Source organism: Streptomyces sp. BK340, assembly GCF_007827595.1.
Taxonomy (GTDB): domain Bacteria; phylum Actinomycetota; class Actinomycetes; order Streptomycetales; family Streptomycetaceae; genus Streptomyces.
This window is the reverse complement of the sequence record NZ_VISR01000044.1, coordinates 24987-38992: the sequence shown is the minus strand read 5'-3', so window position 1 is coordinate 38992 and position 14006 is coordinate 24987. Positions and strand designations below refer to the sequence as shown.

General features: G+C 71.8%; 11 protein-coding genes and 1 pseudogene. 7 read left to right on the top strand and 5 right to left on the bottom strand.

The window, feature by feature from the left end; genetic code table 11:
- Nucleotides 1–188 precede the first annotated feature (188 nt).
- Together FB157_RS44405 and FB157_RS44400 are read right to left on the bottom strand one after the other, a co-directional pair.
- The gene (locus tag FB157_RS44405) at nucleotides 189–848 is read right to left on the bottom strand and encodes a histidine phosphatase family protein (RefSeq protein WP_145887135.1); all 660 of its coding nucleotides are present in this window, start codon (nucleotides 846–848) and stop codon (nucleotides 189–191) included.
- 221 nt (nucleotides 849–1069) lie between these two features.
- Nucleotides 1070–1669, bottom strand: a complete 600-nt coding sequence (locus FB157_RS44400; protein WP_145887133.1) for a TetR/AcrR family transcriptional regulator — start codon at nucleotides 1667–1669, stop codon at nucleotides 1070–1072.
- A gap of 96 nt (nucleotides 1670–1765) precedes the next feature.
- Between FB157_RS44400 and FB157_RS44395 the strand changes: the two genes are divergently transcribed.
- Both FB157_RS44395 and FB157_RS44390 read left to right on the top strand, forming a co-directional pair.
- On the top strand, nucleotides 1766–3010 hold the full coding sequence (locus tag FB157_RS44395; protein WP_145887131.1) for an NADH:flavin oxidoreductase/NADH oxidase family protein: 1245 nt from the start codon (nucleotides 1766–1768) through the stop codon (nucleotides 3008–3010).
- A gap of 339 nt (nucleotides 3011–3349) precedes the next feature.
- Nucleotides 3350–3960: pseudogene (locus FB157_RS44390) on the top strand (type 1 glutamine amidotransferase domain-containing protein); the annotation flags it as partial.
- 166 nt (nucleotides 3961–4126) lie between these two features.
- On the opposite strand, the gene FB157_RS44385 reads toward FB157_RS44390, so the two are convergent.
- Nucleotides 4127–5062 carry an NADP-dependent oxidoreductase gene (locus FB157_RS44385; protein WP_145887129.1) on the bottom strand — a complete coding sequence of 312 codons (936 nt, stop codon included), beginning with the start codon at nucleotides 5060–5062 and terminating at the stop codon, nucleotides 4127–4129.
- A gap of 483 nt (nucleotides 5063–5545) precedes the next feature.
- Complete coding sequence (locus FB157_RS44380) at nucleotides 5546–6871, bottom strand: HAMP domain-containing sensor histidine kinase (protein ID WP_145887127.1); 1326 nt, start codon at nucleotides 6869–6871, stop codon at nucleotides 5546–5548.
- Between the two features lie 153 nt (nucleotides 6872–7024).
- Here FB157_RS44380 and FB157_RS44375 point away from each other — a divergent pair, with 153 nt between their 5' ends.
- From FB157_RS44375 to FB157_RS44355, 5 genes are read left to right on the top strand one after another with little or no spacing between them, the layout of a single operon-like run.
- Nucleotides 7025–7678 (top strand): hypothetical protein, encoded by a 654-nt coding sequence (locus FB157_RS44375; protein WP_145887126.1) that lies wholly within the window; start codon nucleotides 7025–7027, stop codon nucleotides 7676–7678.
- Between the two features lie 5 nt (nucleotides 7679–7683).
- Nucleotides 7684–8406, top strand: a complete 723-nt coding sequence (locus FB157_RS44370; RefSeq protein WP_145887124.1) for an ABC transporter ATP-binding protein — start codon at nucleotides 7684–7686, stop codon at nucleotides 8404–8406.
- Nucleotides 8393–9055 carry an ABC transporter ATP-binding protein gene (locus tag FB157_RS44365; protein WP_145887122.1) on the top strand — a complete coding sequence of 221 codons (663 nt, stop codon included), beginning with the start codon at nucleotides 8393–8395 and terminating at the stop codon, nucleotides 9053–9055. The genes FB157_RS44370 and FB157_RS44365 overlap by 14 nt, the downstream gene beginning before the upstream one ends.
- The gene (locus FB157_RS44360) at nucleotides 9052–11703 is read left to right on the top strand and encodes an ABC transporter permease (protein ID WP_145887120.1); all 2652 of its coding nucleotides are present in this window, start codon (nucleotides 9052–9054) and stop codon (nucleotides 11701–11703) included. The genes FB157_RS44365 and FB157_RS44360 overlap by 4 nt, the downstream gene beginning before the upstream one ends.
- Before the next feature lie 38 nt (nucleotides 11704–11741).
- Nucleotides 11742–12503 carry a response regulator transcription factor gene (locus tag FB157_RS44355; protein ID WP_145887118.1) on the top strand — a complete coding sequence of 254 codons (762 nt, stop codon included), beginning with the start codon at nucleotides 11742–11744 and terminating at the stop codon, nucleotides 12501–12503.
- A gap of 226 nt (nucleotides 12504–12729) precedes the next feature.
- On the opposite strand, the gene FB157_RS44350 is transcribed toward FB157_RS44355, so the two are convergent.
- Nucleotides 12730–14001, bottom strand: coding sequence for a hypothetical protein (locus FB157_RS44350; protein WP_145887116.1), 1272 nt, complete (start codon nucleotides 13999–14001; stop codon nucleotides 12730–12732).
- Between the last annotated feature and the right edge of the window lie 5 nt (nucleotides 14002–14006).

Below are 14006 nucleotides of genomic sequence, written 5' to 3'. Positions count from 1 at the left end.
GCCTGCCTCGGCCGCACCCCCTCGTAGGCGCGCAGCAAGACGGAGAGCGCGTCGCGAGCCGACGCCGGTCGGTTGTCCAGGTGCCCGATGCCGTGCTCAAGCCGCTACCTCCGGCCTGTTCGATGCTTCTGCCAGGCCGGCTCGCCCCTCCGCGGGAGCCGGCCCCGTGGAAGCGCCGCCGGACGCCCTCAGCGGTAGCTGAGCAATCCGCGCCGGTCCCCCGTGAAGTGGGCGTGGTCGTTGAAGGTGAGGAGGCTGGTTCCGGAGCGGCCGACGGCGAGGGTGGTGACGGCGGCGTTGACCGTGACGCGGTTGAGTGCCACGACTGCTGCGGGCGGCAGCGACAGCAGGACGCCGCAGAGCGCGGCAAGGACACCGCCCGAGGTGACGACGACCGCGTCGCGGCCTTGGCCGAGGCTGGTGGACAGCTCGTTCAGCGCGACCTCGATCCCCTTCCGGAAGGCGGTCCATCCGTCGGGAGCGGTCTCCTCGGCGTCCTCGATCCACGCTCCCAGCGCTCGGTCGAGCAGCCCCTGCAGGGCCTGGGAGTCCGCCTGGTCGTCCGGGGCCGGGTCGGTGTAGCGGGCCAGCAGGGCGACGTGGTCGTACTCGTTCCAGCGTGGGTCCTCGCGCACGGGGGACGTGAATCCGGCCGCTGCCGCCAGCAGTCGGGCGGTATCGCGCTGGCGGGTGAGAGTGCCGGTCATGAGGTGCGGGTCGCGCAGGCCGCGGCGGGCGAGTTCCTGGCCGACAGCGGTGGCCTGTTCGCGGCCCAGGGCGGACAGGGCGTCGTAGTCCTTCGCTCCGAAGGACGCCTGTCCGTGCCGGACCAGGGAGATCAAGGGCATGTCGGTGTCTCTCGCGTCAGCTGCCGGATCTGCGGATCGTCGGCCGGCATCGGTGGTCGAGGTGGTTGACCGCCGGCCAGAGGTGGCGGAAGGCGGGGTTGCGGGTCCGGCCGTGGTGGCAGCGGTTGTGGATCTGCCGTGCGTTCACCGCGAGTGCGCCACTGCGCCGGAGAGCTTCCCGACGTGGGCTCAACGCCGAAATGGAGCCGTACGGTCTTCCGCTAGGCCCTCGCCCGCGACAGCGCCGCAGGGGCGGTGAACAGGGCGCGGACGGCGGCGCGGACCTGGTCGGCGACCACGTCGGGGGTGGAGGTGTCGAGCTTGCCGTCGAGGTGCAGGAACGCCAGACCGTGCACGAGGGCCCATACCGTGGTCGACAGCGCCTCCGCGTCGGCACCGGGGAAGGCGCCGCGGACGATCCCGCGGACGTATTCCGAGATCGCGGTGGTCGCGGCAACCCGTTCCTCGCTGTTCGGATCGCAGGGCTCCGCGAACATCACCCGGAACAGCGCCGGGCGTTCGAGCGCGAAGCGGACGTAGGCGACGGCGACCGCCGCGAGCTCGTCGGGAGTCGTGGGTGAGGGATGCGCCGCGGCCAGATGTTCGGCGAGTTCGCGGTAGCCCTGCGCGGCGACCGCGGAGACGAGCGCGTCACGGTCCGCGTAGTGGCGATAGGGAGCCGTCGCCGACACGCCGGCCCGCCGCGCCACCGCCCGCAGGGACAGCCCGGCGCTGCCGTCCTCCTCCAGAAGTTCCCGCGCGGCACGCAGACAGGCGGCGCGCAGATCGCCGTGGTGATAGGTGCCGCCCGCTTGCGGCATAGGTCACACTCCCTCATGTTTACGCCGCTTACATCGCCGACGTAATGTGAACGCTGCACACATCGTAGGCGATTGAGATATGAGAGGGGAACTCGGATGACCAGCGAGCTGTTCTCGCCCCTGTCCCTGCGCTCCGGACCGGTACTCAACAACCGGATCGCGAAGGCGGCCATGGAGGAGAACATGGCCGGCGACGGCCAGCTCCCGGACAAGGAACTTTTCGGTCTGTACCGGCGCTGGGCCGCCGGCGGGACCGGACTGCTGATCACCGGCAACGTCATGGTCCACGCCGAGGCACTGACCGGCCCTGCCGGCGTGGTGCTCGACGAGGCCGCTCCACTGGAGCCCTTCATCGAGTGGGCCAAGGCCGGCAAGTCCGGCGGCGGGGCGATCTGGATGCAGATCAACCACCCCGGCCGCCAGATCGGATCCGACATGCCCGGAGTCGTGTGGGGCCCGTCCGCGGTCGCCGTCGACCTCGGCAGGCACAGCAGCCGCTTCGGCCGCCCCGTCGCCATGACGCCCGAGCAGATCCAGGCCACCGTGACCCGGTACGCCGTCACGGCCCAGCGCGCCGAACAGGCGGGCTTCGACGGCGTGGAGGTCCACGCCGCACACGGCTACCTGCTGTCGCAGTTCCTGTCCCCCCTGGTCAACAAGCGCACCGACCAGTGGGGCGGATCGCTGGAGAACCGGGCCCGGATGCTGCTCGACGTCGTCCGCGCCGTACGCGCCGCCGTCTCCCCGACCTTCGCGGTCGCGGTGAAGCTCAACTCCGCCGACTTCCAGCGTGGCGGGTTCGACGCCGACGACGCACGCCAGGTGATCGAGATGCTCGCACCGCTCGGCGTCGATCTGGTCGAACTGTCGGGCGGCAGCTATGAGAGCCCGGCGATGTCGGGACGCCCCGCCGACGCGCGTACCCAGGCCCGCGAGGCGTACTTCCTCGACCTGGCGAAAGACCTGGTCAAGACGAGCCCGCTGCCGCTGATGCTCACCGGCGGCATCACCCGGCGCCACACCGCGGAGCGGGTCCTCGACAGCGGTGTGGCGATCATCGGGATGGGCACTGCCCTCGCCGTCACCCCGGACCTGCCCGACCGCTGGCGCCGGGGCCGCGAGGCCGACGAGCAGCTGCGGCCGGTCACCTGGTCCGACAAGGCCCTCGCCTCCGCTGCCGGCATGGCACAGGTCCGCCACCAGATGCGCCGCATCGCCCGGGGAAGCCACCCCACACCCAACACCCACCCGGCACTCGCCCTCATCTCCGAACGGCGAAAGCAGCGACGGGCCCTGCGCCGCTACCGCACCTGGCTGACCGCATCACAGGGCGCCGCGTAAGCGCGCCGGTGGAAGGTCCCCAGGTGCTCGTCGCTCTCCGCGACCGCCTGGGGCCCCTCCGGTCGATCGCCACGCTGCTCGTCACGCTGACCGGTGGCAGCGCTCCCTCATCACCACCCGGGCATGCTGCTCCGGGAGCGATGGCGACCGGCAGGACGAGGCTTGGCCGGCATCCCCCCACTGAGCGCCTGGCAGGCCGGCACCTGGCCGGCCCTCTGTACGGCCGGACGGCGACCGCCTTGAGGACCTTCGGCGCGCCGGTCAGGAGGGTGGCCCAGGTTGCCGGGCTGATGCTCGCCGGCGGGGTGAAGCCCTGGATGCGCTGATGAGGAACTGGCCATGCCGCACAAGATCTTCAGCGAAGCAGGGGCGGACATCACGATCGCCACCCCGGGCGGCAAGGCCCCGACACTGGACCGGCTCAGCATGTCCCGCACCGCCGGCCTCCCGTCCAAGCTGCGCGAGGTCGCCAGGTACCTGGACTCCATCCAGAGCCCGCTGAACAGCCCCGAGGCACTGGAGAACATCGACCCGGACCAGTTCGACGCAGTGTTCTACCCAGGTGGACACGGCCCGATGGAGGATCTCGCGGACGACCCGGTCTCCGGCGCACTGCTCACCCGGATGCTCCACTCCGGCAAGCCGTTGGCACTCCTGTGCCACGCGCCGGCCGCCACGCTTGCGGCCAAGAACGAGGACGGCATATGGCCGTTCGCCGGATACCGGATGACGGGCCTCTCCAACGCCGAGGAAAAGCTCAACGGCTTCGGCCGCAAGGCTCCCTGGTTCCTCGAGGACCGCCTGCGCGAGGGCGGCGCTGATTACGTCAAGGCACGCCTGCCCCCTACTCCCGTTCGTGGTGGTCGACCGGCAATCTGTACACGGGCCAGAACCCCACGTCCTCCGAGCGACTCGCCAAGCGACTGGTGGCCGATCTGGCTGATCGGGCGCGCTGGTTCGGGCGGAAGGACTGGCGTCCGCGCAAGCCGCGCGCCTCTCGCACCCGTGAAGGCGAGCCGTTCGAACGTGTCGTCACGCCGGCCGTTTCGTCCTCCCGAACCGCCACATCGCCGTGCGCATTGACGTTGCGCGCGTTCGGGGATGCCTGCTCGACGGTCACCTCGGCAGCCGCGGCCAGGGCCGGAGCACGATCTTGCCATGGGTGTGCTGCTGTTCCAGCTCGCGGAAGGCGTCTCGCACCTGTTCCAGCGGGTAGGTGCGGGCGATCGGCACCTCGAGCTGCCCACGCGCGGCAAGCCGGGCCAACTCGCCGAGCACGACCGCACACGCCGCCGCACCTTCTCCGTAGGTCCGCGCGCCGACCTCGGCCGCGGCCTGCCAATCGCGGATCGTGTTGATTCGCTCGGGCCGCACGCCCAGCTCCACTGCCAGTGCCACGTAACCGTCGCCGAAGGTGTCGATGAACGCGTCGACCCTCCCGCCGGACGCCTGACGGATCCGCTCGGCCACACCTGGCCCGTACTCGACCGGGAGGACACCGCGATCCTTCAACCAGGCGTGGTTCCGCTCGCTCGCCAGCCCGATCACCGTGGCGCCGCGCCGCCGCGCGAGCTGCACGGCAAGCGACCCGACGCCGCCCGCCGCACCGGAGACGACGACCGTGTCGTCCGGGCCGGGGTCCACCGCGAACACCGTGGCGTAGGCAGTCGTGCCGGCCACGTACAGCGCCCCGGCCACCTCCCAGGCCAACCCCGCCGGACGGGATACCAGGTTCACGTCGTCGACCACGACGAACTGCGCATGGCTGGCCCGCCTGTGCGTGAAGCCCAGAACCTCGTCGCCCACCGCGAAACCCCGGACGTGCGGGCCGGCCTCCACCACGACGCCGGCCAGATCGCTGCCCTGCCCCGAGGGAAACGCCGCCGGCCAGCGTTCGTGCAGCGCACCCGTGCGGATGTGCGCCTCGCCGGGCTGGATCCCGGCCGCACGGACCTCCACCAGCACCTGCCCAGGACCGGGGACCGGCCGCTCCACCTCCTCCACCCGCAGCACATCGATCCCGCCGTATTCGTGGAACCGCACCGCCTGCATCGCGTGATCACCGCACTTTCTCGTCGGGACAAGGCTTGGACGGCCGCGCGTCAGAGGCGCCGACGCGAACCGTGCCACCGCGTTCAAAGATCAAGCGCGAATCCGTATTCCCAGTTCCCAGGAGCGACCGACGGCGATGCCGTCCGCGTTCAGGACTCGCCTGTGGCCCGACTCGCACCGTGCGACTCGGGCCCCGGGGGGCGTACCGGGTGACGGAGGCTCTCGGACTGGTGGTCGTTCACCAGACGACGGTGAGGTGGGTGGGGCCGTGGACGCCCGTATTGGCGATCCCCTGCGTGGGAGTGGCCGGGGCGATGGGAGTGAGGGCGGGGCAGGGCACGGCTGCGGGCTGTCACGCCCGGCGGTGTCGCAGGTCCCCCGTCTGTGCGGTGGCCGTCGTGGATCCGGGCCCATCGGACCGGCTCGACACGAGGGCAGGCGAACGAGCCACACCCCGGAGCCGAGCATGTCGGAGTGAGGCATTCATCTGCAGGCCGGTGCGTTGTCTTCGGAGCCGGCCCCGCGGACCGGGACGAGGAGGGTGAACGTGGCCGGAGCCCTTCTGGTGAGGGAGAGTCGGCCGCCGATGGAGTGGGCCAGTTCGGAAGCGAGGGCGAGGCCGATGCCCGTCCCGTGGCCGCCGCCGGTGTGTCCACGGTCGAACAGCTGCGCTGGCTCGCCCTCCGCGGCTCCCTCGTCGCTCACGTCGAAGGCGAAGGCGTCGTTCAGGTCCCGCACCACCAGTCGTGCGGTTCCGCGTCCGTGCACCCGTGCATTGTCCAGCAGGACGCCGAGCACCTCCGAAACGGGGCCGCCGGGGACCAGGACGTCCGCGGGTGCGTCATGTGTGCCGCACTCCAGACGTCTGCCGTCGGCGGCGAACAGGCCGTGCCAGTGCTCCTGCGTCTCCTGAAGGAGGTGTGCCACCGCGATGTCCCCGGTGGCCGGGCGGGGCCGGTCCGGGGAGCGGGACAGGCGCAGCACTTCCTCCACGGTGTGGTGGAGTCGATGGGTGGTGGCCAGTGCCTCGGTCAGCACGGGGCGTAGACGGGCGTCGTCGTCCTGGGCGAGACCCGATTCCAGGGCGAGTTGCAGGCCGGTGAGCGGAGTGCGCAACTGGTGCGAGGCGTTGGCGGCGAAATCCCGTTCCCGGCGGAGGAGTTCGGACAGGCTGTGCAGCATGGTGTTGTGTGTGCGGGCCACCTGATCGATCTCGGCGATGTTGCTGGGGGCCGCCCGCGCGTTCAGGTTCCCTTCGGCGACGGCCCGACAGTGTCGGGAGAGGTCCTCCAACGGGGCGGCCAGCGCCCGAGCCTGCCGACGGGCGACCAGCACCGCGATGGTCAACGCGACTACGGTCACGCTCAGTAGGACGGCCCACGCGGCCAGGACCCGGTCGCGTACGGCGCCGGCGGGGGAGGACGCGCGGACCACGCCGATCACGTGCTCGGCGTGGGAGACCGGTACGGCGGCGACCAGGTCGCCGCCCGACCGCCCCCGGACCACCTCTCCGCCGAAGGCGCGGTGGACCGGCGCGTCCGCCGTCCGGGGGCCGCTGCCCGCACGTTTGGCCTGCTGCGGGTCGTACAGGCCCAGATGCCCCCCTGCCGGCGCCCTGGGCAGTTCCACGGGATCACCGGTCGCATAGTCCGGGCTCACCCGTACGGCCGCGGCGAGGGCCGCGCGTTCCAGGGTGTCCCGCTGCCCGGCGTACAGGGAGGACCTGATGGCCAGGGCCAGGGGAACGGCGAGCAGGACCACGGCGACCAACGCGGCGGTGAGGGCGACTCGCACCACGCGCTGTCTCATGCCCTCATCATGCGGCGGCTCGGCCGGGCGCGCGGGGCGAGGCGCACGCTTTTGCCGTTGTCTAACCCTCGGCGAGCAGGGCGTTAATCGGCCGCTTCCTAGCGTGGGTGCCATGACGGTCCGGTCCGGGGGATTCCTTGGAGGGCAGTGGTGATGGCAGCACACGCACGGACCTCCGCGGCAGTCGGGATGGTGCTCGTCGCGGCGGTGACCGCGGGCTGTTCCGGTTCCGGCTCGCACTCCGGTTCCGGTTCGACGTCATCACCGCCGACTTCCTCGGCGCGCGTCGGAAACGGGCAGAACAACCCGGCACCCGCTCCCACCGAGTCCAATCCGCCCGGCGACATCCCCGACAACCAGGTGTACGTCGCCTACCGGCCGACAGGCGGGTCCTTCACCGGTTTCACGGTGAAGGTGCCTGAGGGCTGGGCCCGTACCGAGCAGGGCGGCAGCACGGTGTTCACCGACAAGTTGAACACCGTGAGGATCACGGCCGTCTCGGCGTCCGCCGCGCCCACGGTCGACTCGGTCACCAAGACGGTCGTCCCCAAGCTGCGCTCCCAGGTGCCGAAGTTCGCCGCGCCGAAGGTGTCGGAGGTCTCCCGGCACGCCGGCCGTGTCGTCCGGCTGACCTATCAGGGCGACTCGGCGAAGGACCCGGTCACCGGCAAGGTGGTGCGCGACGCGTTCGAGCGGTACGCCTTCTACAAGTCGGGCCACGAGGTGGATCTGACCCTGTCCGGCCCGGTCAACGCCGACAACGTCGACCCGTGGCGCATCGTCAGCGACTCCTTCGCCTGGCGGTGAGCACCATGGCGTCCGAGCCGGTGCTGGCTGCCCGTGAGCTGTACCGCTTCTATCGCGCCGGCGAGGAGGAGACGCTCGCGCTGCTCGGGGTGTCGGTGCAGGTCGGTCGGGGCGAGACGGTGGCGGTCGTGGGACCGTCGGGATCCGGCAAGTCGACCCTCCTGGCGTGCCTGGCCGGGCTCGACGAGCCCTCCGGCGGCGAGGTCCGCGTGGACGGCGTACGGATCAGCCACCGGCCCGAGACCGAGCGGGCCCGGCTGCGCGCCCGGCACGTCGGCGTGCTGCTGCAGACCCGCAATCTCCTGTCCCATTTGAGCGTGCGGGACAACGTCCGCCTGCCGCAGCGCGCCGCGGCCCGCAAACCCGTCACCTCGGCCAGGGAGCTGTTGACCCAGGTGGGCCTCGGCGAACGGACGCATGCGCTGCCCCGGCAGCTGTCCGGTGGCGAGCTGGCCCGGGCCGGGCTGGCCGTGGCGCTGGCCAACGCGCCCGCTGTCCTGCTGGCCGACGAGCCGACCGGCGAACTCGACGGAGAGACCGAGCGGGCGGTCCTCGCGATGCTGCGGGAGCGGGCCGCGCAGGGGTGCGCGGTGCTGATCGTGACGCACAGCGCGGAAGTCGTCCGGAGCGCGGACCGGGTGATCGCACTGGAGGACGGCAGGGCCACCGACGCCTCGGCCCGGACTGCCCGTTCCGCGTCGCAGGAGGTGCCCGATGTCACGGGATGAAGTGCTCGTGACCTGCGCTGACGCGGCGCTCACCTTCGGCCGGGGCACACGGGCGGTCGTGGCCGTACACGGCGCCAACCTCGAGATCGGGTCCGGCGATCGGCTCGCCGTCGTCGGCCCCTCCGGGTCGGGCAAGAGTTCGCTGCTGCACCTGTTGGCCGGGCTCGAACAGGCCACCAGCGGCACCGTGCGGCGGGCCACCTTTCTGGGGCCGTACGACATCGGCCTGGTCTTCCAGGGCGAGAGCCTGATCCCGGCCCTGAACGTGGTCGAGAACACCGCTCTCCCGCTGGTCCTCGCCGCCCGCCCGGAAAGCGAGGCCCAGCGGGCCGCCCTCGCGGCGCTCACACTGGTCGACGCGGCCGACCTGGCAGACCGGCTGCCCGAGGAGATCTCCGGTGGTCAGGCCCAGCGGGTGGCCGTCGCCCGGGTGCTGGCCCAGTCCCCGCGCCTGATCCTCGCCGACGAGCCCACCGGCCGCCTCGACCACGCCACCGGCGGCCGTGTCCTCGACGCCCTCCTCACCGCCGCCGACCACACCGGCGCGGCCCTCGTCGTCACCACCCACGATCCCGCCGTCGCCGCCCGCCTCACCACCCGGCGCGCCATGCGCGACGGCCGGCTGCTCGCACCCGAGGAGGTGCCATGATCGGCTCGTGGACGGTCGGCCTGGCCCGCCACCGCACCGGACGTCTGCTGGCTGCGCTGGCCGGGATCGCTCTCGCGGTCGCCCTGGTCGCCGCGCTGGGCTCATTCCTCACGGCGTCGAAGGCGACCATGACCCAGCGTGCCGTGCGCTCGGTCGCCGTCGACTGGCAGGTCCAGGTACAGCCCGGCGCCGATCCCGGCGCGGTGATGTCCCTGGTCCGCAAGGCGCCGGAAACCCGCGCCGCCCTGCCCGTCGGCTTCGCCCGCACCACCGGCTTCTCTGCCCGCGTTCAGGGCAGCACCCAGACCACCGGTCCCGGTATGGCCCTCGGCCTGCCCGACGGCTACCGCCCCCTCTTCCCCGACGCGATCCGCACTCTGTCCGGCTCTCCGAGCGGCGTCCTGCTGGCCCAGCAGACCGCCTCCAACCTGCACGCTGCTCCCGGCGACACCATCGGCATCGACCTTCCCGGCATCGGGCCGAGGCAGGTGAAGGTGGACGGCGTCGTCGACCTGCCCCAGGCCGACTCCCTCTTCCAGACCGTCGGCGCACCCAGCCAGTCCCAGCCGACCGCGCCTCCGGACAACGTCGTCCTGCTGCCCGCCGCCAGGTTCGCCGCGCTGACCCGGGGTGCCTCTGCGGTCACGACCCAGATCCACGTGGCCCGCGACGACGCCCGCCTGCCCTCCGACCCGGCCGCCGCCTTCACCGCGGTCACCCGCGCCGCCCACAACCTGGAGGCCCGCTCCGCGGGCGCCGCACTGGTCGGCAACAACGTCGGCGCCGCCCTCGACTCCGCCCGCCAGGATGCCCTGTACGCCCAGATCCTCTTCCTCTTCCTCGGCGTCCCCGGCGCGGTCCTGGCCGCCGCCCTGACCGCCGCGGTCGCCTCCGCCGGCGGCGAGCGGCGCCGCCAGGAGCAGGGCCTGCTACGGCTGCGCGGCCTGCGCCCCCGCCAGATCGCCGCCCTCGCCGGGTTGGAAGCGGCGCTGATCGGTCTCGCCGGCGGCCTGGCCGGACTGGGCGTCGCCGCACTGACCGGCCGCTTCGCCTTCGGTGCCGCCTCCTTCGGAGCGGGCGCGGGCACCTGGGCCGCCTGGTACGGCACTGCATTCGTCCTCGGCGCCGCCGTCGCCGCGGGAGCCGTCCTCGTCCCGGCCCTGCGTGACCTGCACACGGTGACCGTCGCGGAAACCCGCAAGGAGTCCGGCGCCCGCAGCACCCGGAACCCGTGGTGGATGCGGTACGGCCTGGACTTCGCCCTCCTGATCGGCTCCTGGCTGGTCTTCCGCGCCTCCTCCGGCAACCAGTACGCGTTGGTCCTCGCCCCGGAGGGCGTGCCCAGCATCTCCGTGTCGTACTGGGCCTTCCTCGGCCCTGCCCTGCTGTGGATCGGCGCCGCCCTGCTGCTGTGGCGGCTCACCCTCCTCGCCCTCACCCACGGCCGCCCCGCCCTGGCCCGGCTGGCCCGCCCGCTGACCGCCACCCTCGCCGGCACCACCGCCGCCGCCCTCTCCCGGCGCCGCCGCCCCCTGGCCCGCTCGGTCGTGCTGCTCGCCCTCGCCGTGTCCTTCGCGCTCTCCACCGCTGTCTTCAACGCCACATACCGCCAGCAGGCCGAGGCCGACGCCCGCCTGACCAACGGCGCCGACGTCACCGTCACCGAACCACCCGGTGCCCGTGTCCCACCCGGCGCCGGATCCGCCCTGAAGATCTCCGGCGTACGGCACGTCGAACCCCTCCAGCACCGCTTCGCCTACGTCGGCTCCGATCTCCAGGACCTCTACGGCGTCCGCCCGGACACCATCGCCCGCGCCACCTCCCTCCAGGACGCCTACTTCGCCGGGGGCACGGCCCGGCAACTCATGCGGCGCCTCGCCGAACGGCCCGACAACCTGCTGGTCAGCGTCGAGACCGTCAACGACTTCCAGCTCTCCCCCGGCGACACCGTCAACCTGCGCATCCAGGACGCCCGCACCAAGACCCTGCGCACGGTCCCCTTCCACTACGCGGGCATCGCCAAGGAGTTCCCCACGGCACCGAAGGACAGCTTCTTCGTCGCCAACGCCTCCTACATCGCCAAGGCGACCGGCAGCGACGCGGTCGGCGCCTTCCTCCTCGACACCGGCGGCACCCACCAGAAGCAGATCGCCACGCGCCTGCGCTCGCAGCTCGGTACCAGCGCCACCGTCAGCGACCTCACCCAGACCCGCGGCACCGTCGGCACCAGCCTGACCTCCGTCGACCTGGCCGGACTCACCCGCATCGAGCTTGCCTTCGCGGTCCTGCTGGCCGCCGGAGCCGGGGGACTGGTCCTCGCCCTCGGGCTCGCCGAACGCCGCCGGACCTTCGCCATCGCCACCGTCCTCGGCGCACGCACACGCCAGCTGCGCGGCATGGTCCTCACCGAGGCCCTCCTGCTGGCCGCAGGCGGCCTGACCGGGGGTGCCGTCATCGGGTGGGCGCTGTCGGAGATGCTGGTCAAGGTACTCACCGGCGTGTTCGACCCGCCACCCGACGCCCTGGCGGTGCCCGGCGTCTACCTGACCCTGACCGGACTGGCCGCCTTGATCGCCGTACTGGCCGCAGCCCTGAACGGCATCCGCGGTGCCCGGCGCCCCGCGGTGGAGGAACTCCGCGACCTGTGAGCCCGCCTGCAGGGGAGCGACCTGTCTACTCTGTTGCCATGGGCACGCCTGCCGCACCGGACCGCAGCCGCCTGCACATCCTGGTCGTCGAGGACGACGACACCATCGGACGCCACCTGGAAACCGGCCTCCGCGTCAACGGCTACGCCCCCACCTGGAGCCGCACCGGCGCCTCGGCCCTGGCGGAGACGGACCGCACTGCGTACGACGCAGTTCTCCTGGACCTCGGCCTGCCCGACCTCGACGGACTGGACCTCGCCCGCACCCTGCGCGCCTGCCTCCCCGACGTGCTGATCGTGATCCTCACCGCCCGTACCGACGACATCGACGTCATCGCCGGCCTGGACGCAGGTGCCGACGACTACCTGGTCAAACCCTTCAGCCTCACCGTCCTGCTGGCCCGTCTCCGCGCTCACCTGCGCCGCCGGAGCATCACGCCGCAGCCGCAGCCCCCACTACGGCTCGGCGACCTGGTCATCGACACCACGGCACGCCGCTGCACCCTCCACGACACGGAGATCTCCTTGCGGCCGAAGGAATTCGACCTCCTCGCCCTGCTCGCCAGGAACCCCGGCACCGCCGTCTCGCGAGAAACGCTGATGGCACAGGTGTGGGACGAGAACTGGTTCGGCCCCACCAAGACCCTGGACGTCACCATGGCCGGCCTGCGCCGACGTCTCACCCAGGCCGCCGAGGAGTCCGGCCGCCCTTGCCGGTTGCCTCACATCACCACGCTCCGAGGGCATGGCTACCGCCTCGAGCGCTGCGGCTGGAGCGATGGGGCCGGTACGAAGAGTTGACCGGCCCTCGCCTGTTCGCGCAGTAGGGTCTGCACCCATTCGGCCGACGCCATCCGGTCAGCGACCGCCCCACGAGAGTCTGCGGACATGCCCGGGCTGCCGCAGGCGGCCCTGGCCGAATTGCGGTCCGCAGCTCGCGCGTGTGCCGAGGAAGCGCGGTTCTCCGCGCCGCCTCGGCACACTGAGCCCGTCGGCCGGGTGGGTCGGCCGGGCGCTGTGCGGTCTGTCAGCCCATGTCTGTCAGGAGGGCGTTCAGTTCCTTCTCCTGCTGCGCAGGCGACATCGGCGGGTTCGAGTGATCAATACCGAACGTCTTGAGCATCTTGTCCATCTGGGCGTCGATGGAGGTCCAGCCGGTCTGGTCCAGCGGCTGCAGCGACGCCTGGTCGGCGTCCCACAGGTCGCGCAGCGACTGGGCGGCCGCGTGCGCGCCCGTCGCGTTACCCGAGCGTGCGTCCTTGAGCGAGGTGGAGGCGAGGGTCTTCAGCGCGGCGACCTTGGCGGGCGGGAACTTCTTCACCGCCTGGCCGGGAGCCATCTGGACGGCGGAGGTGTTGTCTTCCTCCGGCGCCGGGCCGACGTGCGGCTGGCCGTGGGCCCAGACCAGCAGGCCCGCGGTGGCGACGGCCAGCAGTCCGAAGCCGGCCAGCGCGGTGCGCTCCTTGCGCGGGTTGCTGGTGGCCGGTGAGGCGTGGGTCGCCTCGTGGGTCTCGGTCACGTCCGAGCGCGTCACCGTCAGGTACACCACCGTCGCCAGGATCAGGCCGAGGAAGATCAGGCTGGTGGTGAACGTGCCCAGCGCGAGACCGGTCGGTTCGCCCGGCTGGGCGACCTTGGGGGAGGCGAGCCAGTCGCCGATGTTCGCGCCCAGCGGGCGGGTCAGGATGTAGGCGAGCCAGAAGGACAGCACCGGGTTCGCGCCGAACTTCCACAACAGCGTGATCGCCGCGATGAGACCGAGCGGCAGCAACACGGAGACGCCCGGGCTCCAGCCGGTCAGCTCCAGAGTCCAGTCGCCGGTCGCGGTGCCGAGCGCGAAGGTGACGAGAACGGCGAGCCAGTAGAACGACTCACGTGGCAGCGTCGTGACCGAGTGGATCGACAGCGTGCGCTCGCGCACCCACCACACGCCGAAGACCACCGCGAGCAGCACCGAGAAGACCGCGGAACTGATCCACAGCGGCACGTTCAGCTGGTCGGTCAGGATGTCGGTGTACAAGGTGCCCGTGACGCTGACAACGACGACGGTCAGCCAGTAGGGGAACGGAACGTACCGCTTCAGCCGCAGCTGGACGGCCAGGACCAGCACGAACACCGCGGTGAAGATCCAGGCCGTGTTCACCAGGCCGACGCCCAGCTTCATGTTGATCCAGTCGGCGAAGCTCTCACCGACGGTCGTGCACAGGACCTTGATCACCCAGAACCAGAGGGTGACCTCGGGGACCTTGTTGAGCATGAGGCGCCCGCTGCGCGTGCGTGCTTCCGTTGTCGTTGTCATGCGGG

Coding starts and splice junctions, on each gene's coding strand:
- FB157_RS44400 (WP_145887133.1), bottom strand. CDS start 1,669: ATGCCGCAAGCGGGCGGCACCTATCACCACGGCGATCTGCGCGCCGCC.
- FB157_RS44395 (WP_145887131.1), top strand. CDS start 1,766: ATGACCAGCGAGCTGTTCTCGCCCCTGTCCCTGCGCTCCGGACCGGTA.
- FB157_RS44405 (WP_145887135.1), bottom strand. CDS start 848: ATGCCCTTGATCTCCCTGGTCCGGCACGGACAGGCGTCCTTCGGAGCG.
- FB157_RS44375 (WP_145887126.1), top strand. CDS start 7,025: ATGGCAGCACACGCACGGACCTCCGCGGCAGTCGGGATGGTGCTCGTC.
- FB157_RS44360 (WP_145887120.1), top strand. CDS start 9,052: ATGATCGGCTCGTGGACGGTCGGCCTGGCCCGCCACCGCACCGGACGT.
- FB157_RS44355 (WP_145887118.1), top strand. CDS start 11,742: ATGGGCACGCCTGCCGCACCGGACCGCAGCCGCCTGCACATCCTGGTC.
- FB157_RS44370 (WP_145887124.1), top strand. CDS start 7,684: ATGGCGTCCGAGCCGGTGCTGGCTGCCCGTGAGCTGTACCGCTTCTAT.
- FB157_RS44385 (WP_145887129.1), bottom strand. CDS start 5,062: ATGCAGGCGGTGCGGTTCCACGAATACGGCGGGATCGATGTGCTGCGG.
- FB157_RS44365 (WP_145887122.1), top strand. CDS start 8,393: ATGTCACGGGATGAAGTGCTCGTGACCTGCGCTGACGCGGCGCTCACC.
- FB157_RS44380 (WP_145887127.1), bottom strand. CDS start 6,871: ATGAGACAGCGCGTGGTGCGAGTCGCCCTCACCGCCGCGTTGGTCGCC.
- FB157_RS44350 (WP_145887116.1), bottom strand. CDS start 14,001: ATGACAACGACAACGGAAGCACGCACGCGCAGCGGGCGCCTCATGCTC.